The organism is Actinoplanes siamensis, assembly GCF_016862395.1.
GTDB classification, from domain to species: Bacteria; Actinomycetota; Actinomycetes; order Mycobacteriales; family Micromonosporaceae; genus Actinoplanes; species Actinoplanes siamensis.
In genome coordinates, this window is the sequence record NZ_BOMW01000026.1 from 24,489 (window position 1) to 44,114 (window position 19,626).

General features: G+C 71.6%; 15 protein-coding genes. 10 read left to right on the forward strand and 5 right to left on the reverse strand.

Annotated elements, in window-relative coordinates:
* The first annotated feature begins 2 nt into the window (after window positions 1-2).
* The 4 genes from nuoL to Asi03nite_RS13905 all read left to right on the forward strand — a co-directional run bounded on the left by nuoL (window position 3) and on the right by Asi03nite_RS13905 (window position 6,381).
* Window positions 3-1,910, forward strand: a complete 1,908-nt coding sequence (nuoL, locus tag Asi03nite_RS13890; protein WP_203679887.1) for an NADH-quinone oxidoreductase subunit L — start codon at window positions 3-5, stop codon at window positions 1,908-1,910.
* Window positions 1,907-3,445, forward strand: a complete 1,539-nt coding sequence (locus Asi03nite_RS13895) for an NADH-quinone oxidoreductase subunit M (protein ID WP_203679889.1) — start codon at window positions 1,907-1,909, stop codon at window positions 3,443-3,445. Before nuoL ends, Asi03nite_RS13895 begins: the two co-directional genes overlap by 4 nt.
* 2 nt (window positions 3,446-3,447) lie before the next feature.
* Window positions 3,448-4,980: an NADH-quinone oxidoreductase subunit NuoN gene (nuoN, locus tag Asi03nite_RS13900; RefSeq protein WP_203679891.1), complete on the forward strand. Its 1,533-nt coding sequence runs from the start codon at window positions 3,448-3,450 to the stop codon at window positions 4,978-4,980.
* A gap of 441 nt (window positions 4,981-5,421) precedes the next feature.
* Window positions 5,422-6,381, forward strand: coding sequence for a polyprenyl synthetase family protein (locus Asi03nite_RS13905; protein ID WP_203680108.1), 960 nt, complete (start codon window positions 5,422-5,424; stop codon window positions 6,379-6,381).
* Between the two features lie 91 nt (window positions 6,382-6,472).
* Here the strand turns inward: Asi03nite_RS13905 and Asi03nite_RS13910 are convergent, their stop codons facing one another.
* Window positions 6,473-7,654 (reverse strand): MFS transporter, encoded by a 1,182-nt coding sequence (locus tag Asi03nite_RS13910; protein WP_203679893.1) that lies wholly within the window; start codon window positions 7,652-7,654, stop codon window positions 6,473-6,475.
* Window positions 7,655-7,807: 153 nt separating this feature from the next.
* Between Asi03nite_RS13910 and Asi03nite_RS13915 the strand changes: the two genes are divergently transcribed.
* Together Asi03nite_RS13915 and Asi03nite_RS13920 are read left to right on the forward strand one after the other, a co-directional pair.
* Window positions 7,808-8,602: an IclR family transcriptional regulator gene (locus Asi03nite_RS13915; protein ID WP_203679895.1), complete on the forward strand. Its 795-nt coding sequence runs from the start codon at window positions 7,808-7,810 to the stop codon at window positions 8,600-8,602.
* Between the two features lie 139 nt (window positions 8,603-8,741).
* Complete coding sequence (locus Asi03nite_RS13920; RefSeq protein WP_203679897.1) at window positions 8,742-9,404, forward strand: anti-sigma factor family protein; 663 nt, start codon at window positions 8,742-8,744, stop codon at window positions 9,402-9,404.
* Between the two features lie 80 nt (window positions 9,405-9,484).
* Here Asi03nite_RS13920 and rarD read toward each other — a convergent pair whose 3' ends face one another.
* The 3 genes from rarD to Asi03nite_RS38505 all read right to left on the reverse strand — a co-directional run bounded on the left by rarD (window position 9,485) and on the right by Asi03nite_RS38505 (window position 13,228).
* Window positions 9,485-10,411, reverse strand: a complete 927-nt coding sequence (gene rarD / locus Asi03nite_RS13925; protein ID WP_203679899.1) for an EamA family transporter RarD — start codon at window positions 10,409-10,411, stop codon at window positions 9,485-9,487.
* Window positions 10,412-10,751: 340 nt separating this feature from the next.
* Entirely contained in the window at window positions 10,752-11,132 is a 381-nt protein-coding gene (locus tag Asi03nite_RS13930; RefSeq protein ID WP_203679901.1) for a phage holin family protein, read from the reverse strand.
* Window positions 11,133-11,224: 92 nt separating this feature from the next.
* Window positions 11,225-13,228, reverse strand: coding sequence for a type VII secretion protein EccE (locus Asi03nite_RS38505; RefSeq protein WP_203679902.1), 2,004 nt, complete (start codon window positions 13,226-13,228; stop codon window positions 11,225-11,227).
* Window positions 13,229-13,499: 271 nt separating this feature from the next.
* Here Asi03nite_RS38505 and Asi03nite_RS13940 point away from each other — a divergent pair, with 271 nt between their 5' ends.
* The 4 genes from Asi03nite_RS13940 to Asi03nite_RS13955 all read left to right on the forward strand — a co-directional run bounded on the left by Asi03nite_RS13940 (window position 13,500) and on the right by Asi03nite_RS13955 (window position 18,587).
* Window positions 13,500-13,829 carry a WXG100 family type VII secretion target gene (locus Asi03nite_RS13940; protein ID WP_373872109.1) on the forward strand — a complete coding sequence of 110 codons (330 nt, stop codon included), beginning with the start codon at window positions 13,500-13,502 and terminating at the stop codon, window positions 13,827-13,829.
* 28 nt (window positions 13,830-13,857) lie between these two features.
* A complete protein-coding gene (locus tag Asi03nite_RS13945; protein ID WP_203679904.1) occupies window positions 13,858-14,151 on the forward strand; it encodes a WXG100 family type VII secretion target in 294 nt (97 codons plus the stop codon).
* 246 nt (window positions 14,152-14,397) lie between these two features.
* Window positions 14,398-18,222, forward strand: a complete 3,825-nt coding sequence (locus Asi03nite_RS37830; RefSeq protein ID WP_239102671.1) for an SseB family protein — start codon at window positions 14,398-14,400, stop codon at window positions 18,220-18,222.
* Window positions 18,222-18,587 carry a UCP033725 family protein gene (locus Asi03nite_RS13955; protein WP_203679906.1) on the forward strand — a complete coding sequence of 122 codons (366 nt, stop codon included), beginning with the start codon at window positions 18,222-18,224 and terminating at the stop codon, window positions 18,585-18,587. Before Asi03nite_RS37830 ends, Asi03nite_RS13955 begins: the two co-directional genes overlap by 1 nt.
* A gap of 112 nt (window positions 18,588-18,699) precedes the next feature.
* Here Asi03nite_RS13955 and Asi03nite_RS13960 read toward each other — a convergent pair whose 3' ends face one another.
* Window positions 18,700-19,614 carry an alpha/beta fold hydrolase gene (locus Asi03nite_RS13960; protein WP_203679908.1) on the reverse strand — a complete coding sequence of 305 codons (915 nt, stop codon included), beginning with the start codon at window positions 19,612-19,614 and terminating at the stop codon, window positions 18,700-18,702.
* Window positions 19,615-19,626 lie beyond the last annotated feature (12 nt).

Below are 19,626 nucleotides of genomic sequence, written 5' to 3' on the forward strand. Positions count from 1 at the left end.
TTGTGGAACACACCTACGCCCCCGCTACGGGAGTGCTGAGCGGCATCTGGCTGCTCGTGGCCATCCCGCTGGCCAGCGCGGCGATCCTGCTGCTGCTCGGCAGGCGGGCCGACAAGTGGGGTCACTGGCTCGGCGTTCTCGCGGTCGCCGCGTCGTTCGTACTCGGACTGATCTTCTTCATCAAGCTCGGCGGACTCCCAGCCGACAAGCGGTCGGCGGAGCTCAGCCTCTTCGACTTCATCGACGTGGGCCGCCTGAAGGTGGACTTCGGCCTGCTCTTCGATCCGCTGTCGGGCGTCTTCGTCCTGCTGATCACCGGAGTCGGCTCGCTGATCCACCTGTACGCGGTCGGGTACATGGCGCACGACGAGGGCCGCCGGCGGTTCTTCGGCTACTTCAACCTGTTCGTCGCGGCGATGCTGCTGCTCGTCCTCGGCAACAACTACGTGATGCTGTACTTCGGCTGGGAGGGCGTCGGTGTGGCGTCCTACCTGCTGATCTCGTTCTGGTACACCCGCCCGTCGGCGGCCACGGCCGGCAAGAAGGCGTTCCTGATGAACCGGGTCGGGGACGCCGGCCTGGCGATCGCCGTCTTCCTGATGTTCACCACGGTCGGCAGCACCCGGTACGCGGACGTCTTCGGCGGGGTCGCCTCGCTGAGCGCCACCACGGTGCTGATCATGGGCCTGCTCCTGCTGCTCGGCGCCGCCGGCAAGTCCGGCCAGTTCCCGCTGCAGGCCTGGCTGCCCGACGCGATGGAGGGTCCGACCCCGGTGTCGGCGCTCATCCACGCCGCGACGATGGTGACCGCGGGCGTCTACCTGATCGCCCGCTCCCACCCGATCTTCTCGGCCAACGAGACGCTGCAGCTCGTGGTGGTCGGCGTCGGTGCGCTGACGCTGCTGATGGGCTGCGTCATCGGGGCCGCGAAGGACGACATCAAGCGGGTGCTGGCCTGGTCGACGGTGAGCCAGATCGGCTACATGTTCCTCGGCGTCGGGCTCGGCGGCGCGGCGTACGCCCTGGCGATCATCCACCTGCTGGCGCACGGCTTCTTCAAGGCCAACATGTTCCTCGGCGCCGGCTCGGTCATGCACGGCATGCACGACCAGGTCGACATCCGGCGCTTCGGCGGCCTGCGCAAGCACATGCGGACCACCTGGCTCACCTTCATGACGGGCTGGCTGGCGATCATCGGCATCCCGCCGCTCTCCGGCTTCTTCACCAAGGAGCCGATCATCGCGGCGGCGTTCGACCGGGAGGGCTGGACCGGCTGGCTGTTCGGCGGGGCGGCCATGCTCGGCGCCGGACTGACCGCCTTCTACATGACCCGGCTCTTCGTGCTCACCTTCCACGGACCCGAGCGGTACACCGAGGAGAACACGCACCCGCACGAGTCGCCGGCGATCATGACGATCCCGCTGGTCCTGCTGGCGCTCGGCTCGGTGGTGGCCGGCTGGGTGATGTCCACGACCGTGGTGGACTGGCTCAACCCGGTCTTCGGCGAGGCGCCGGAGCACCACGAGAGCCTCTGGATCACGCTGCTCAGCATCCTGGTGACGGTGGCCGGGGCCGGTCTGGCCTGGGCACTGTTCCGCAACGGCACCGCGCTCGCGCCGGAGCCGGCCGGGTTCGTCGTCACCGCGGCCCGGCGCAACCTCTATACCGACGCCTTCAACGAGGCGGTGTTCGAGCGGCCCGGCGTCTACCTCACCCGGGCCCTGGTCTACCTGGACGGCAAGGGCATCGACGGCCTGGTCAACGGGCTGGCGGCGGGTGTCGGCGGCGGCTCCGGGCGATTGCGGCGGCTGCAGACCGGGTTCGTCCGGTCGTACGCCCTCTCCATGCTCACCGGCGCGATGCTCGTGGTCGGCGCCTTCCTCGCGATCCAGTTGGGGTGGCTGGCGTGAAAGATTTCCCGTTCCTCTCTATCCTCACGCTCCTGCCGCTGGTCGGGGCCGTCGTGGTGGCCTGCATCCCGCGGGCCAAGGCCGAATTGGCCAAGCTGGTCGCGCTGATCTGGTCGCTGGTCGTGCTGGCGCTCAGCATCGTCATGTGGGTCGCCTTCACCGTCGACAGCCAGGACCGATTCCAGTTCCACGAGTCGTACTCCTGGATCCCGGCCTGGGGAGCGAACTTCACCTTCGCCGCCGACGGCATCGCGCTGGTGATGCTGATGCTGGTCGCGGTGCTGTTCCCGGTGGTGATCCTGGCGTCCTGGCACGACGTGGACTCCAGCCGCCGGTCCGCGCCCACCTACTTCGCCCTGCTGCTGGCGTTCGAGTTCACCATGATCGGAGTGTTCGCCGCGGCGGACATCTTCCTGTTCTACGTGTTCTTCGAGATCATGCTGATCCCGATGTACTTCATCATCGGCTCCTTCGGCTCCGGCCAGAAGCAGTACGCCGCTGTGAAGTTCTTCCTCTACAGCCTGGTCGGCGGCCTGTTCATGCTGGCCTCGGTGGTCGGGCTGTGGGTCGTCGGCGGGCACACGTTCGACTTCGAGGCACTGGTCAAGGCCGGTGGGTCGATCAACACGGACACCGCCCGCTGGCTGTTCCTGGGCTTCTTCGTGGCTTTCGCGATCAAAGCGCCGTTCTTCCCGTTCCACACCTGGCTGCCGGACTCCGGCGGCGCCGCCCCGGCCGGTGCGGCCGCGCTGCTCGTCGGCGTGATGGACAAGGTCGGCACGTTCGGCATCCTGCGCTACTGCCTCCCGCTGTTCCCCGAGGCGTCGCGCTGGTTCGCCCCGGCCGCCCTGGTCCTGGCGGTGATCGGGATCATCTACGCGGCGCTGCTCGCGGTCGGCCAGAACGACCTGAAGCGCCTGGTGTCGTACACGTCGATCGCGCACTTCGGCTTCATCGGGATCGGCATCTTCGCGTTCACCACGCAGGGCGGCACCGGCTCGGTGCTCTACATGGTCAACCACGGCCTGGCCACCGGCCTGCTGTTCATCGTGGTCGGCATGTTCGTGGCCCGGCGCGGATCGGCGCTGGTCAGCGACTTCGGTGGAGCCGGCAAGCTGGTTCCGGTGCTGGCCGGGGTGCTGTTCTTCGCGGGTCTGGCCTCGCTGGCGCTGCCCGGCACCGCCCCGTTCGTCAGTGAGTTCCTGGTGCTGATCGGCACGTTCAGTACGCACAAGCCGTACGCGGTGATCGCCACCGCCGGGATCGTGCTGGCCGCGGCGTACGTCCTCTGGATGATCCAGAGAACCACGCAGGGCACGCTCAACCCCGCCCTGGACGCCGTGCCGGCGATGCGCAAGGACCTCACGCTGCGGGAGAAGGTCGTGGTCGCCCCGCTGATCGTGCTCCTGCTGGTGCTCGGCTTCTACCCGAAGCCGGTCACCGACGTGATCAACCCGGCGGTGCAGGCCACCCTGCAGGACGTCGGCACGCAGGACCCGACCCCGACGGTCGCGGACGGAAAGGCTGGCCGATAACCATGGGAGAGCTCAAACTGCCCCCGATCGACTACGGCGCGCTGGCGCCCATGTTGATCCTCTTCGGGGTGGCGTGCCTCGGGGTCCTCGTCGAGGTGTTCGTCCCGCGCCGGTCCCGCAACGCCGTCCAGCTGGTGCTCGCGCTGCTGGGCGTGGCGGCCGCGCTGACCGTCCTGGTGATCAACCGGAACACCCGGATCGTCACCATCGGCGGCGCGGTGGCGATCGACGGCCCGACCGTGTTCCTGCAGGGCTCGATCCTGGTGCTCGGCGCGGTCTCGCTGTTCCTGATCGGGGAGCGCTCGGTGGAGGCGGGCGGCGCGTTCGTCGCCCAGGCGGCCGTCCTGGTCGGCTCGGACAAGGACAGCCGGCAGTCGGCCGGCCAGCCGGGCCTCACCGAGGTGTACCCGCTGGCCGCGTTCGCGCTCGGCGGCATGCTGCTCTTCGTCGCGGCGAACGACCTGCTCACCATGTTCGTGGCGCTGGAGGTCTTCTCGCTGCCGCTGTACCTGCTGTGCGCGCTGGCCCGCCGCCGGCGCCTGCTCAGCCAGGAGGCCGCCCTCAAGTACTTCCTGCTCGGGTCGTACGCCTCGGCGTTCTTCCTGTTCGGCATCGCGTTGCTGTACGGCTACGCCGGCGGCGTCCAGCTCAGCGTCATCCACCAGGCGGCCGCCAACCCGCAACGCAGCCAGCTGCTGCTCTACGGCGGCTTGGGCCTGGTCGCGATCGGTCTGCTCTTCAAGAGCGCGCTCGCCCCGTTCCACATCTGGACGCCGGACGTGTACCAGGGCGCGCCGACCCCGATCACCGCGTTCATGGCGGCCTGCACCAAGGTCGCCGCGTTCGGCGCGCTGCTCCGCGTGCTCTACGTGGCGTTCGAGGGGGTGCGCTGGGACTTCCAGCCGGTGCTGGGCACGGTCGCGGCGCTCACCATGTTGGTCGGCGCGATCCTGGCGGTCACCCAGACCGACATGAAGCGGCTGCTGGCCTACTCGTCGGTCGCCAACGCCGGCTATCTGATGGTCGGTGTCCTGGCGCTCAACCCGGACGGCCTGAGCAGCACCATGTTCTATCTGGTGGCGTACGGCTTCTCGGTGCTCGCCGCGTTCGCCATCGTCACCCTGGTCCGGGACTCGGACGGCGAGGCGACGCACCTGTCCCGCTGGGCCGGGATCGGGCGGAAGAGCCCGCTGCTCGCCGGCGTCTTCACGTTCATCCTGCTGGCCTTCGCCGGCATCCCGCTGACCAGTGGCTTCACCGCCAAGTTCGCGGTCTTCGGGGCGGCGGTCGCCGGCGGACAGACCTGGCTGGTCATCTTCGGTGTCGTCACCAGCATGCTGATCGCCTTCCCGTACCTGCGGGTGGTGGTGCTGATGTGGCTCTCCGAGCCCGGTGAGACCACCCCGGCGGTGTCCATCCCCGGCTTCCTCACCTCGGCGGCGCTGGGCCTCGGGGTGATCGTCACGGTGGCGCTCGGTGTGGTGCCGGCGCCGCTGATCGACCTGACGCGTGAGGCCTCTCAGTTCGTGCGGTGATCTCCGCGGTCAGCGGCGGCCCCGGCTCAATGCAGCCGGGGCCGCTGTCGTTGATCGTGTCCAATTCAGATCATCACCGTGGAGTGCCCGGCCCGCTTGGCGGACCGCGGAGCCGGGACGACGCGACGCCGGCCGGGGGATCCGGCTGCCGCGGCTCTCGAAGCGGCCGAGCCGGACCGAGGGTGTTCGATCGATCCGGACCGGCGACGCGCGGCCGGGGCGGCCCCGGTTTTGCCATCTGGAACACCAGAATCTGGCCGACCGGTCCATCACGTGGGACGCCGGCCGCGCGGGCCGGGACGGGCCGGGCCAAAGGTGAGTTTTGATCTTGTGAGTCGTACCCCTGGGACAGAATCCGGCGGGCCGGTATGGCATCGTGGGAGCGTGGTGAGCACCGGTGAGCTGACGCTGTCGTCGCTGGGCCTCGACGTCGATCCGGCCATGGACGCGTCGGTGTCGGCGACGCTGGCCGCTGTGGAAGAGGCGTTGCGGGCTCACGTCGCCAGCGCCGATCCGCTGGTGACCGAGGCCGCGCGTCATCTCGCCGACGCCGGCGGCAAGCGCCTGCGGCCGATCCTGGTCGCGCTGGCGGCCCAGTTCGGCGACCCGTCCCGCCCCGAGCTGGTCGACGCGGCGAACGTGGTGGAGCTGACCCACCTCGCGACGCTCTACCACGACGACGTCATGGACGAGGCGCCGGTCCGCCGGGGCACGCCGAGCGCCAACGCGCGCTGGGGGAACTCGGTCGCCATCCTGGTCGGGGACTACCTGTTCGCGCAGGCCGCGGAGCTGGCCGCCAAGCTGGGCACCGAGGCCGTGCACCTGCAGGCGCAGACGTTCTCCCGCCTGGTGCACGGCCAGATCGCGGAAACCGTCGGTCCGCGCGGCACCGACCCCATCCAGCACTATCTACAGGTGATCGCGGACAAGACCGGGTCGCTGATCGCCACCGCGGCCCGCTTCGGGGGGCTCTTCTCCGGGGCCCGGCCCGAGGTCGTCGAGGCCCTCGCCGGGTACGGCGAGCTCATCGGGCTGGTCTTCCAGCTCTCCGACGACCTGCTGGACATAGCGTCCGAGTCGATCCAGTCGGGCAAGACGCCGGGGACCGATCTGCGCGAGGGCGTGCCCACGCTGCCGGTGCTCTACGCGCTGGCCGGGGACGACGCGGATCCGGCGGCGGTCCGGTTGCGGGAGCTGCTCTCCGGCGGGCCGATCACCGACGACGGGCTGCACGCCGAGGCTCTCGCGCTGCTGCGCGAGTCGGCGGCCATGAAGCAGGCCCGGGAGGCCGTGCGGGGTTATGCCGAGGCGGCCCGGGCCCGCCTCGCGCCGCTGCCGGACGGTGAGGCGAAGCGGGCCATGGAGTCTCTCTGCGACTACATCGCCGACCGTACGAACTGACGACCGTCCCCGCGCCGCCCACCGGTACGAACCGGCGACCGGCCCTCGTGTCGCCGGCCGTGCGAACCGGCGACCGGACTTCCGGGAATTGTCATCCGGCGTGCCTGCGGAGCAGGCAGCTGCCCACGAGCATGAGCGCGGCGGCCACTACCATGGCGCTCGAGGCGACTGTCCACATCGTGGGATAGCCCGCTCCGCCCGCCACCGCGCCCAGGGCGAGCGGGCCGACGCAGCCACCCGCGTAGACGCCGGTCTGGGTGATCGACGTGGCCGCGGCGGGGGCCTGTGGATGCAGGCGGACCACGGCGAACGTCATCAGGCCCGGCCAGGCCCAGCCGAAGCCGAAGCCCAGGACGACTCCGGCGGTCAGGGCGCCGGAGCCGGCTACCGAAAGCAGCGCCAACCCGAACGCGCCGCAGGCGAGCAGCGCCGCGATGGTCCCCACCTGCTGGTCCGGCCGGCGGTCGGCCTGCGCGCCGCCGACGATCCGGGCCGCGCCGCAGATCGCGCCGCCGAGCGTGAGGGCGAGGCCGGCCGAGGCCGGATCGATGCCGTGGGAGACCGCCGAGGACACCAGGAACGTGCCGAGCGCGTTGGCCGAGCCCGCCGCCAGCATGGCCGCCAGACCGATCACGATCAGCGCCCCGGTGGCTTGGCCGTGCTCCCGTGACCTGCGTGGGGACGACGGCTCCACCGGCACCAGCAGGATCGCCGCGCACGCCAGCAGACCGGCCAGGACGAACGCCCAGCGCCAGCCGGCGGTCAGGGCCACGGCCGGCACCGCCGCGCCGGCCAGCAGGGTGCTGACCGGGATGGCGGCCTGCTTCACGCCGAACGTGAGGCCCTGCCGGTGCGCCGGCACCTGCCGGGACAGGCTTGTGTTGCTGGCCAGCTGGCCCATCGCGTTGCCGGCCGCGCCGACCGCGAGGATCACCAGCAGGCTCCACAGTGAGCGCGCGGCGGCCGCGACGGCGATCAGCGAGGCGGCGGAGAGCGCGATGCCGGCGCGCGATATCCGGGTGGCGCCGTGGCGCTCGACCAGCACCCCGGCCGGGACCGAGGCGAGCGCGCTGACCCCGAAGTAGGCGGAGACCACGAGACCGAGACCGGCCGGGCTGAAATGAAGCTCTTCGCACACCTGAACGGCCAAACCGCCGACCAAGAAGACCGGTATCGAAACAGAAATGGTCGTGGTAAGGGCCCCGACCGTGGCCCGGGTGGCGTTTTGCCTGGTCGGTGCGGGGACTTGCGGGCGATTCGAGGCGGATGGCATCGGACGCAGACTAAGTCAATTCGGGCACGTTCGGACACGTCGCGTTCTATTGATCACACCCGCTGTGCAAATCGATCGTGATCCACATGCTTTTGGCATTCCGTCGCCGGATGTTTCTTCATATGGTGTAAGTCCCTGGCCTCGGAGGTAGCTGTGCGTGACCCCCTAGCGGAGCCGTCAGATCTCATCCGGAGCGTGTCGCGTGCCCTGCGCGTCCTGGAGTCGGTCGGCCGGGCTCCGCGCGGGCTCACGGTGAAACAGATCGCCCGGCGCTGTGAGCTGACCGTCGCGACGACCTATCACCTCGTGCGCACGCTGGCCTACGAGGGCTACGTGATCCGCCGCGAGGACGGCACCTACATCGTCGGCCTGGAGATCGCGGACCGGTATCGCGAGCTGGTGTCGGCGTTCCGTGGCCCGCCCGCGGTCGGCGACGCGCTGCGCCGTGCCGCGCTGGACACCGGGTACAGCCACTACCTGGGCCGGTTCGTCGGCGGGCGGATCGCGGTGACCGCGTCGGCCGAGGGCGCCCGGTCGCCGTTCCTGGACGACGTGGCGCCCGGCTTCGACGAGGGCGGGCACGCCACCGCGCTGGGCAAGGCGCTGCTCGCCACACTCACGCCCGACCAGCGGTCGCGGTACCTGCGGGACTACGGGATGCGGGCGTTCACACCGACCACGCTGACCACAGCGGAGGCGCTGGAGGCCGACCTGGCGGCGGGCGAGCGGCGCGGCATGCAGATCGAGATGGGGCAGTTCCGGCAGGGGCTCGCCTCGGCGGCCGTCGTGGTCGTGGCCGATCGGGACATGGAGCGGCGGCTGGTGCTCGCGTGCTCGATGCCGGCCGCGGAGATGCTGACCTCGGCGCGGGTGGTCCGGGCGAAGCTGACCGCCGCGGCGCGCAATGTCGCCGAGGCGCTCTCCGGTGGCGAATCCGCTACGGCCTGACACTGTTTCCGCAGCCCCGGCACTGTTACGTGACCGGATCGCTACAGTTTGAGGTGCGGCTTTAAGCGATATTTGAACCTCCACGCCGGTTGTCGCGTACCAGAGGACGGACGACGGGGAAGCCGGCTGGAGGCGACAGATGCGATGCGAGGACGGGCACGACGACGCCGCGTACGTCCTCGGTGCGCTGTCACCGGCGGAGCGCGCGGCATACGAGCAGCACCTCGCGACGTGCTCGTTCTGCCGGGAGGCGGTGGCCGACCTGTCCCGTGTCCCCGACATGCTCGACCGGCTCGACGCCGACGAGTTCGCCCGGCTGCTGGATCCGTCGCTGACGACGGTGAAACCCGCGGCGCCGGCGCATCGGCCGGCGGTCCGGAGTTTCCCGGCACGGCTGGTGAGCACGCTGGCGGCGGTGCTGCTCATCGTCGTGCTCGGCGGTGGGGTCACGTTGTGGCTGATGAACCGGCCGGAGCCGGGAAGCGCGGCGACCGGGCCGGCGGTGGCGATGTCAGCTGTCGATCCGGCGTCGCCGATCTCGGCGAACATCAAGCTCAACGGGACCGGTGGCGGGACCCGGGTGGAAATGGTCTGCCGGTATGCCGAGTCCGAGAAGCCGTACACGTTTCGCCTGGTGGCCTATGGTCCCGACGCTCAGAACGAGCAGTTGGGGTCGTGGATGGCGCGTCCCGGGGCGGAGTTCCGGATGCAGGGGAGCACGCATTTCTCGGTGGAGGGGCTGGATCGGGTGGAACTGGTCCGCTCGGACGGCAAGGTCATGTTGACTTATCGTCCCCGGTGACGGTGCTCAGGCCGGTTCCGCAGCGTTTTCGGCCGGTGCTGCGGACGTACAAAATCGGATTTGTTGGCTTTTAGGATGGGTCAGGCCGGGGTTGCGGTGGCTTCGGCGGCAGCGGCGGCCCGGGAACGGGCCGAGGCGCGGGCGCTGCGGATGCCGTCCGCGGTGAAGATGATCAGCGCGATCCAGACCAGGCCGAAACCGGCGAGGCGGGCGGCCGGCATCGGCTCGTGGTAGATCAGGACCCCGCAGGCGAGCTGCAGGATCGGCGCGACGTACTGCAGGATGCCGAGGCCGACCAGCGGCACGCGGTTCGCCGCGGAGGCGAAGAGCAGCAGCGGTACGGCGGTGGCCACGCCGGAGAAGAGCATGAGCACCGTGTGCGTGGCGGAGACGTGGCCGAACTCGGCGCCACCGTCCACATTGAGCCAGGTCAGGTAACCGAGCGCGGGCAGCGCCAGCACCGCCGACTCGATGAACAGCCCCTCGGCCGGCGGTAGCGACATCCGCTTCTTGATCAGGCTGTAGGAGCCGAACGAGGCGGCGAGAACCAGCGCGATGTACGGCAGATGTCCGTAATCGACGGTGAGGATCGCGACCGCCAGTCCGCCGATCCCGACAGCGATCCACTGCCAGGCGCGCAGACGCTCGCGTTGCACGGTCACGCCGAGCAGGACCACTACCAGCGGGGTGATGAAGTAGCCGAGCGCGGTCTCGACGACGCGGGACGAGTTCACGCCGTAGATGTAGGTGGCCCAGTTGACGCCGATCAGCAGGGCCGCCGCGGCGATCCCGCCGAGCAGGCGCGGGGTGCGCAGGACGCGGCCGAGGAAGCTCCAGTTCCGCATCACGGTGAGCAGCAGGGCCACGAACGCGACAGACCAGATCACCCGGTGAGCGAGGATCTCCAGCGGCGGGGAGGGCTGGAGCAGCTTGAAATAGATCGGGAAGAAACCCCAGAGGGCGTACGCCGTGAAGCCGTACAGATATCCGCGCCGCTCGTCGCTCATGCCCCTCACGGTAAGGGCGGATTGCGGATGCGGTCCTTGCGTATGTTCCAGGTCACGAGGCCAATCGGGGCTCACTGGCCTGCATTTGCCCTGCGTGTTCGCGTGTTGACCGGTGGCGTCCGTTCGTGTGCCGGCCGTCGCGTCTCGCCCCATTCGCGCCGGCCTGCCCGCGCGCTGCCTTGCCCGGTGTGACGCCGTCGCGTCGTCCGGATCGTCGGTCGCCGTGTCGCGCCTTCGTCGTCGCGCCTGTCTTGTCCGCGCGGGCGCCCGCGCTGCCGGCCGGATGTGCGCGCGGGGGCGGGGCGCCGACCGGCGCCCGCCCCCGTGGTGGCCGGGTTCGTCAGTCGTCGCCGTCCGGGACGAGCATGTTGAGCAGCCAGCTGACGATGCCGACGAGCAGCGCGCCGAGGAGCGCGGAGGGCCAGAAGCCGTCGACGTGGAAGCCCAGGTCGAGCCGGCCTGCGATCCAGCTGGTCAGCATGAACAGCAGACCGTTCACGACCAGCGCGATCAGGCCCAGCGTGAAGACGTAGAGCCCGCAGCCGACCGTCTTGATGATCGGCCGCAGGACCGCGTTCACCAGGCCGAAGATCGCCGCCACCGCGAGGAGCGTGCCGGCCTTGCCGGCCGCGGTCTCCGCGGTGAGGTCGATCCCGTCGATGATCAGGGTCGTGATCCACAGCGAGACCGCGGTGATCACGAGCCGGATGATGATGCCCATGGCACGGGATCGTGCCACGGCCGTGCCAGTAGCGGGCACGACACTCCGCGATCCTCATCCGCCGGTCGCCGGAGATTCCGGCATATTGACTTCTATCGCTCACCTGCCGATCGGCTCGGGTCGCCGATCAGGATCTTCTCGATCGGAGTCGGCGACAGCTCGGCCCATCGAACAGCGTGCGCACGGACGATGCCGACGGCGCCCGGCCGGATCCGGGCGAGCCGCGCGCCGGCGTCGCCGAGGTGGAGCGCGGATCCGATCAGCTCGGCCTCGTCCGTGCGGATCGGCTGGAGCACCACCAGGTCGGCCCTGATCGCGGCCGGGATGTCTGAGTCGGCGAGCCCGCTCCGGACGATGACTGTGGTCTCCCAGGGTTCGCCATACCCGGTGCGGCCGGTCCGGGTGAGTGTGGTGCCGGGCGGGGCGGACCCGCGGTCGGGCGGGAAGCCGGGCGGGGCGGAGCCGAGGCCGGGCGGGACGTCGGGCGGGGCGGAGCCGAGGTCGGGCGGGGCGTCGGGCGGTTCAGGGTCGCGGTCGGCGGCCGGGCCGGATGCGGAGGCTTTCGGCGCTGCGAGATCCAGGATGGTGAGCAGCGGGCGCAGCGGGGAGCCGGGCGGCAGCTCGACCGGGTGCGGGGAGGGCATGAGAGCGATGGTGCCGTCGGGGACGGACGCGGCACGGACGAACGGCAGCCACTCGCGCGGGCGGTGGCTGCGCACCAGCACCCGGGCGCCGACTGCCAGCGCCCGGAAGACCAGCAGCTGGGCACAGCGGAGACCGCCGATCAGCAGCACCTCGGTGTGCGCCGGGCGGAACAGCCGGATCGGGAGCGGGTGGCCGAGCCGGTTGCGGCCTATCGCCACGCCGGCCCAGGTGGTCGGCAGCACCAGACTGTCGTTGCGTCCGGTCCTGCGGGCCGGCGTGCCCTCGCCGTTCCGTGTGCTCCCGTCGGGGTGTGCGCTCGCGGCCCAGCCCGGGCCGGCCCGGGGCGGGTCGCCTGACCTGCCGAGGGGCAGCGTGGCGGTGAGGCCGTGCAGGTGGTCGCCGTCTCTTCGGCGCAGGCGCAGGTGCGCGTCGGCGGTCAGCCGGCGCAGGGCGGTCGTGGCAGCCTCCAGTGTGGCCGGCTCCGGCGCGGCCAGCCGCACGGACAGGCCGATCAGCGGTGGATCGGTGGACGCGGGCCCGGGCAGGTCGGCGGTCAGCGCCAGCGTGGTCACCGCGACCGGCAGTTGGAGCAGGCGGCTCAACAACTCGCCGGTGGGGGCCGCCCCGCTCGTTGTGCGCCCGTGGAACGTCACCTGGGAGAGCCCGCCGGCCCGCAGCACCGTCCACTCCTCGCGGACTCCGGCAGCCGGATCGGCGTACGTCGAATCGGCAATGGCACGGATCGCCGCTGCCCGGTCCAACGGCTGCGCCGCCAGGCGCTTGGCCACCCTGCGCACCAGGCCGATGAGCGCCCGGCGCAGCTCGCCGTCCGGCCAGTCCTCGGTGCGCAGGGCGCTGATCGTCAGCAGCGCCCTGGCGTGCGCGAGCGTGTGGTTCGCCCCGAGCATCTGATAGGAGCCGGTGACCGGTCCGCTCGCGGCGACGGCTGCCGGTGCGGGTGCGCCGGCCAGCAGCAGCTGGACCCGGCAGGGTGGTCGCTCCCGGCCGTCAGCGGGCAGCAGCTCCCACGGGGCGGGCAGCTCGTGCCGGGCCTCGGCGAGCAGGCCGGCCGGATCGCCGACCTCGAGGAGCATGGTGAGTCCGAAGTCGTCGGCGAGCACCGCTGCCGGTCCGCCCGGGAGATCTGCCGAGGTCAGCCGGATGCCCGGGACGGCGAGCCCGAGCACCGTGGCGGCCGCCCGGCGGCGGGCGCGGAACCGCAGGCCGGCGGTGAGCCATTCGAACGCCCAGCGCCCGCGGGGGCGCAGCCAGGTCAGGGCGAGCAGGAGCGTGGCCCCGGCCGCCGGCGCGATCAGCGCGGTGCCGCCGGCGGCCATGCCGATCAGCACGAGGACGGCGGCCACCTGGGTGGCGACGACCTGATGGATCCGTACGCCGGGGGCGTGTGGGGAGCCGGCCGACCGCCGTGGTGTCGCCGGATCGGTGGCCATGCGCACCCCCTTGATCGTGATGGGCGTCGATCTACTTGCGCGGCCCATGGTATGGCGAAATCCGGATCAGCCGTTTCCGTTGTCCACAGGCGGCAGTTATCCACAGGTCTGGATTCGGGGGTTTCGTCGCCGGCAGCCGGTCGCCTAGCGTCGGGGCCGAACCGTGAGCAGGTGATCACGCTGAGACTAGTGGCCTGTTCAAGGTGGTTATTCTGATGACACACGTCGATGCGTGTGCCGTCTCGGCAACTGTCCACAACGGAGATCGGGGGTGACCTCGGAGATGGCCTACACCCAGGCGCAATCCGCGGTGATGGTGAGCACCGCGGCGAAGTTCGACCAGGTCAACGGTGCGCTGCAACAGATGCTGAGCACGCTGATGTCCGAGCTGTCGATGCTCAACGGCGCGTGGAAGGGGCTGGGGGCGTCCGCCTTCGAGCAGGTGAGGACGCAGTATGCGGCCGACCTGCGGAGTCTCAACAGCGCGCTGGCCGAGACCGCCGAGTCGATCCGCGCGTCCGGGGCCGGCTATCAGGCCGCCGACTCCGAGGCCGCGAGCCGCGTCGCCCGTACCGGTGGCACCTTCACGCTGCCGCTCTGACTTTCTATTTCTCTGCAGGAGGATTCTGGTGAACGACGGTGTTCTGCTCGTCAACTTCGGTGCCCTGCGGCAGGCCGGCACCGATATCGACAAGGCGCTCGGCACCCTGCGGTCCCAGCTCGACCAGTTGGAGCAGGATGCCGCTCCGCTGGTGGAGAGCTGGGCCGGCGAGGCGCGCGAGGCGTACGCGCAGCGGCAGGCCAAGTGGCGGGCCGCCTCGGCCGATCTGGAGAGCATCCTGCGCCAGATCAAAGTGGCGGTGGACGAGTCGGCGGCCGACTACGTGGCGACCGAGCGCGCGGCGGCACAACGGTTCCAGTGACTTTTCCTCTACCCGTTCGGGCGCTCCCGATGGTCCGGAACGGGTGGGTTGAGGTCGCCCGTTCGCGTACTGGTCCGGGCGGTTGACACGGCTACCATCGGTTGTTGGATCATTGCGCCGGGCGATTGGAGCGCGCGTACCGGCTCGGCGTGGCCGGGAACCGGGCGCGCCCGGATACAACTCGGCTGTCAGCGCACTGCCGCCCATTGTCATTGCGGTTTGGCCTTGTAGGTTATACGCGTTGAGATGGCTCAGCCGTACGCGTGGGGAGAGGTGGACGTGTCCGAGTGGGAGCCGGTTACGGACGCCGAGGTCGCGATGCGCGACGCGTTGCGCATCGACGACCAGGAGTCCTATTTCCGCATCCTCGCCGGTGTCGACCTCCTGTTGCCGGTTTCGGCCGATGCGCTCGCCGGTCTGGCGCCGCTCGGCTGGGGCACCTGGAGCACCGGTGGGCGCACGCATGTTCTGGCGTTCACCTCACTGGAGGCGTTACGCGCCTGTCTCTCCGATTACACCGGTTCGTCCCGTCGAGTGCCGTATGCGGAGCTCGCGAACACGTGGCCGAATCTGGAGTGGTGGCTGGCGGTCAACCCCGGTCTCCCGATCGAGGGATATCTGCCGGCCTGGTTCGTCGCCCAGCTAGCGCGCGGTGACCTCCGCCTGCCGACCCGCGGTCCGGGCCGGGAGGTGCACGGCACTTCCAAGATCCAAGAGCTGGGTGCGGCCGCGCTCGCGGCCAAGCGAGCCGGTGAGGGTCCCGGCGGGCCGACCTATGACGCCGCGGGGGCGAACGGCGCCGCGCCGGCTTACCCGGCGTATGCGGCCGGGGCCTCCGGCGGTCCGAACGGCGTGCCGGCGCCCGGCCAGGGCGGTCCGCGCGCTCCTCAGCCCGGCCTTCCGCAACCGGGCGGTCAGCCCGGCCTGACTCCGGCCGGCCTGCCGCAACGTGGTGCGTCGCAGCCGGGCGCTCAGCCCGGCTTGCCGCAGCCTGGCCTGCCGCAGCCCGGCGGGGTGCCGGTTCCGGCCGGGGCTTCTCAGCTCGGTCCCGGCGGTGCGCCTTCCGGTCCTGGTGGCGCGCCCGGCTTCGGTCCTGGCGCCGCCGCGCCCGGGCCGGGTGGAGCCCAGCCGAGTGGTCTTCCGGCGGCAGCGCCGGGTCTGCCGACTCGGCCCACCACGCCGTCCGGCTTGCCTCTTCGTACGCCCGGTTCGGGCGATCCGTCCGCTCACCCCACTTCCGCGGCGCCGGCCGCGGCCGCGCCGGTTTCCGCGCCGGGTCGTCCGGGCGAGCCGCTGGGCCGCCCAGATGTGTCGTCGAGCCGGCCGGGCGAGCCGCTCGCTCGCCCGGGAGACGCCCCGGGCCGCCTCGGTGAGCAGCACGGCCGTCCCGCGGAGCCAGCAGGTCGTCCGGGAGGACAGCCGGGTCGTCCCGATGAGCGGGTGCCGGCGGCTTACCAGGCGCCGGCCGTGCCACGGGAGTTCCCCGGCGCTCCGGCCTCCGCGCCCGGAGCCTCTGGGCTGCCGGCCCGGACCCCGGCGAGCAGTGGCATGGCCACGCCCGGATGGAATTCGGACTCGGTGCCCTTCGGGCCGGAAAATGACCCGCGTGGGCCCCTGCAGGACCTGAACGCGCCGCTTCCGGTGCGTACTCCGATGGCCAACACGCCGCCGATCCCCGAGCACGTCAAGCCGTACGACCCGGCTGAGGCGCAGGTCGACCCGGGCTGGGCGGCGATCGGGAGCGGCCGCGGGCCGGACCTCGCCTCTGGTGCTCCCGGTGGCCGTGGCGCGGCCGTCCAGGCCGGAGCCGGGGCGGGTGTGCCGGCGGGATCCGGGAGCACGCCGATGCCGTCCCGCGGCGGTTCCGATCTTCCGCGGCGCCAGCCCGGGCAGACCGCGGGCCCCGGCCAGACGACGTCGTTCTCCGGGTTCACCAATCCGCGGACGATGCCCGCGGCCGTGTCCACGCCGAGCTTTCCGCAGGGACCGGCGTCGCCGCAGGCCGCGGCGGCGCAAGGTGCGGTGACGCCGGCCGTCCCGGCCTCGGGTGCTCCGGCTCCGGGCGCCCCGGGTTCGGATGCTCCCGCGCCGGGTGCTCAGGGTTACGGCGCGCCGGGTTCGGGTGCCGCCGGGCCGGGTGCGCCCGGTTCCGGTGCTCCCGCCTACGGCGCACAGGGTGCCCCGGCTCACGGCGCGCCGGGCTCAGGCGCTCCCGGGCTGGGCGCGCCGGGCGCCGGTGCTCCCGCCTACGGCGCACAGAACTCGGGTGCGCCTGCTTCGAACGCCCCGATCCCGCCCAACGGTCCGGGTGGCGCCCTGCCCCGCCGCCAGGTGACCCCGCCGTCCGAGCGGCCGTCCTCCATGGCGGCCGCGGCGCAGGCGCTCACCGGCGGGCGTACCCCGGCTCCGGATCCCCATCTCGCGCAGCGCGACGTCTCCGCGGTTGACCGGTTCGGCCCATCCGGCCCGGCTCCGGCGCTGCCGCGTTCCGACTTCGGCTCGGCCGGTGGCGACCGGTCGGGTCCGCCCGCGACTGGTGGCCGTCCGGGTCTGGTCCCGCCGGTGATCCCGGGCGCCTCCGGCGCCGGTCGGGGCCCTGACTCCGGTTACGGCGCGGGCGGCTTCGGGGCCTCCGGGCCGGGTAGCCAGGCCTCGGGACCGGGCGCCCCCGTCTCCGGCGCGGCTTTCCCCGGCGGTTCCGCGCCGGCTTACCCGGCTTCGGGCAGCCCGGTCTCGGCTTACGCGGCTCCGGCAAGCCCGGCGACAGTTCCGGGCAGCCCGGCGGCCGCCGGCGGCGTGGGTGCTGCCGGTGGCCTGGGAAGCGCTGCCGGCGGCCCGGCGACCCCCGGCAGCCCGGCGGCTGTCGGCGGCGCGGCCGGGGCGTACGGCGCCTCCGCCTTCGCGCCGCCGGCCCCCGGCCCCGCGTTCGGCATGCCGCCGCAGGGCAGCCCCGCCTCGGCGTACGCGAACCAGGCACATGCCACGCAGATCATCTCGCTCACGCCGGCCGCCTCGGCCGCGCCGGCCTCCGGGTCCTCCGGGCTCGGGGTCGCCGGCTCGGCGACCGGCGGCGGGTCCGGTCCGGGGCGGGGCGGCCGGAACCACGACGACTTCGTCCCGGCCAACGACACCGAGCGGGAGTTGCAGGAGGCCGCCGACGCCGGCAACACCGACGTCTTCCTCTCCACGCTGCTGCTGGCGAACGTGCTGGTCCCGGTGGCTCACCACTCCCGTCCGGGCAGCGCGCCCGGGGAGTCCGGCTTCGCCTTCCAGCCGGAGGAGGTCGGGGGCGAGAAGTTCCTGATCGTCTTCACCAGCAAGGACCGGCTCTCCGAGCACTACGGCGAGCCGACCCGCACGGTCGGCGCCCGGTTCTTCGAGCTGATCCGGAACTGGCCCGACCCGCACTGGTCGTTCGCCGTCAACCCGGGTACCCCGGTCGGCGCGAAGTACCCGGGCGCCCAGATCATCGCGCTGGCCAACTGGGCGGCCGAGGCCGGCCTCGGCGCCGACCCGGTCGACGGGCCGTCCGTCGAGGAGGCGGCCGAGGTGGTGCCTGCTCCGGAGCCGGCGAGTGACGAGGCGCAGCACGCCACGGTCATGCAGAAGACGATCGCCGCCGAGCAGGTCGACTACTACCTGGACCGGGGCTACGACCGGGTGGCCGGTTTCGTGCACCGGGCGTCCGAGGTCGAGCACCTGCGGACGCCGGCCGAGCTGTTCGGCGCCCTGGGGCTGAACTACGAGAACTCGCCGTTCCGGATCGACGCCGAGGAGGCGTTCGTGCTGCGCTGGCCGGCGTTCCGGCCCAGCCTGTACCGGATTCCCTACGGCGGGCAGAACGAGCAGGCGCTGCGTGCCATGGACGGCTGGGTCATCGAGCGCCCGCCGTTCCGCGGCAACGGGTTCGCGCCGGGCGAGGGACGCGACGTCATCGCCGAGTTCAAGGTGGACAGCGTGCGGCTGCCGCACGGTGCGCAGCTGTGGCGGATCGACGCGGACGGCAACGAGCGGATGCTGGCGATCTTCGACGCGGACGGGCCGCTCTGGCGCCGGGTGGGTGAGCACTGATGATGCGTGACGGGTACGTGGTGACCTGGCAGGGCCAGGAGTACGACGCGGTGCCGGACGGCGACAAGGTGCGGATCTACGCTACCCGCCAGGCGGAGGGCTTCACCGAGGTCAAGCCCGGGCGCTACGTGCGCGTCCTGGAGCCGGACGAGTACGACGAGGTGGCGTACGTCCGGACCCTGTGCACCTGGCGGGGCGAGCCGTTCATCGTGCTCGCCGAGGCGGATACCTGGCTGCGGCTGGAGTACACCGGCGGCCGCGCGCCGGTGGCCCGTCAGCTGGGGCTGGAGGAGTTCGACTACGGCGTCTACCAGGGCTGGGCCCCGGCGACCGAGATCCGCGACCTGTACGAGCATCGGGTCTGAGAAGCGAGGCCAGCGTCGGGTACGAGGACAGGGGCGAGCGCCGGCGCTGAGACGGGGCAGCGTCCTGGACGGCGCGAGGGCTCAGGTCGACGCGGTCCCGGAGTGAGGCGGCTCAGGACGGGGTCTTCAACCACCGCAGGATCTCGCCGGTGACCAGATCCGGTTGCTCCTGGTGGATGAAGTGCCCCGCGCCCGGGAGCAGACGCCACTCGTAGGGCGCGGTCACATACCGCCCCGACCCCTGCGCCGTCCGCGGGAGGATCGCCGTGTCCAGCTCACCGTGCAGCTGCAGGGTCGGCATCCCGAGCGGCTGCTGCATCAGCTTCACAAACCGGTACCCCTGCAGCCGCAGCGCGCTGCGCGCCACCCAGCGATAGGCCTCCAGCGCACAGAACGAGGCCTGCGGTATCTGCATCGCCTGACGGCATCGGTACGAGTAGTCGGCGAACCCGTCCGACGCCGCCCAGGCGGGACTGCTCCAATGCCGCATCAGCTCGCCGATCAGCGCGGCGTCGTCCCGGGTCAGGACGTGCTCGTACCTCGGGATCTGGAATTTGAGAATGGTGGCGGAAGCGGCGAACTGACCGCGCGGATCGGCGAACAGCGCGGCCCGCAGGCGCAGCGGATGCGCCGCGCCGAGCACCACCAGGCGATTGACCAACTTGGGGTGGAACGCTGCGGCGGCCCACCCGATCATCCCGCCGGCCCCGGCGCCGACGATGGTGGCGGACCGCTCGCCGAGGGCACGGATCAGACCCGTCACGTCGGCGGCCATGGTGTATCCGTCGTATCCCCGGGGGGGTTTGTCACTCAGGCCGTAACCGCGCAGGTCGATGGCGGCGGCCCGGAACCCCGCGTCGGCGACGCGGGTCATCACGTCGTGCCAGGCCCACCAGAACTCGGGGAAGCCGTGCAGGAAGAGGACGAGTGGCCCGGTGCCCATCTCGACCACGTGGAACCGGCTGCCGTTGGCGCCGACGAAGCGGTGGGTCCACGGCCCTTCCGCTAGTACCACCGAGTCGTCCATGTGGAAAGCGTA

What these genes read in the sequence shown, in the direction of transcription:
- Asi03nite_RS13960 (WP_203679908.1), bottom strand. Translation starts at nt 19,614, where the DNA reads ATGGACGACTCGGTGGTACTAGCGGAAGGGCCGTGGACCCACCGCTTC.
- Asi03nite_RS13910 (WP_203679893.1), bottom strand. Translation starts at nt 7,654, where the DNA reads ATGCCATCCGCCTCGAATCGCCCGCAAGTCCCCGCACCGACCAGGCAA.
- Asi03nite_RS13920 (WP_203679897.1), top strand. Translation starts at nt 8,742, where the DNA reads ATGCGATGCGAGGACGGGCACGACGACGCCGCGTACGTCCTCGGTGCG.
- Asi03nite_RS38505 (WP_203679902.1), bottom strand. Translation starts at nt 13,228, where the DNA reads ATGGCCACCGATCCGGCGACACCACGGCGGTCGGCCGGCTCCCCACAC.
- rarD (WP_203679899.1), bottom strand. Translation starts at nt 10,411, where the DNA reads ATGAGCGACGAGCGGCGCGGATATCTGTACGGCTTCACGGCGTACGCC.
- Asi03nite_RS13930 (WP_203679901.1), bottom strand. Translation starts at nt 11,132, where the DNA reads ATGGGCATCATCATCCGGCTCGTGATCACCGCGGTCTCGCTGTGGATC.
- Asi03nite_RS13905 (WP_203680108.1), top strand. Translation starts at nt 5,422, where the DNA reads ATGGACGCGTCGGTGTCGGCGACGCTGGCCGCTGTGGAAGAGGCGTTG.
- nuoN (WP_203679891.1), top strand. Translation starts at nt 3,448, where the DNA reads ATGGGAGAGCTCAAACTGCCCCCGATCGACTACGGCGCGCTGGCGCCC.
- Asi03nite_RS37830 (WP_239102671.1), top strand. Translation starts at nt 14,398, where the DNA reads ATGGCTCAGCCGTACGCGTGGGGAGAGGTGGACGTGTCCGAGTGGGAG.
- Asi03nite_RS13955 (WP_203679906.1), top strand. Translation starts at nt 18,222, where the DNA reads ATGATGCGTGACGGGTACGTGGTGACCTGGCAGGGCCAGGAGTACGAC.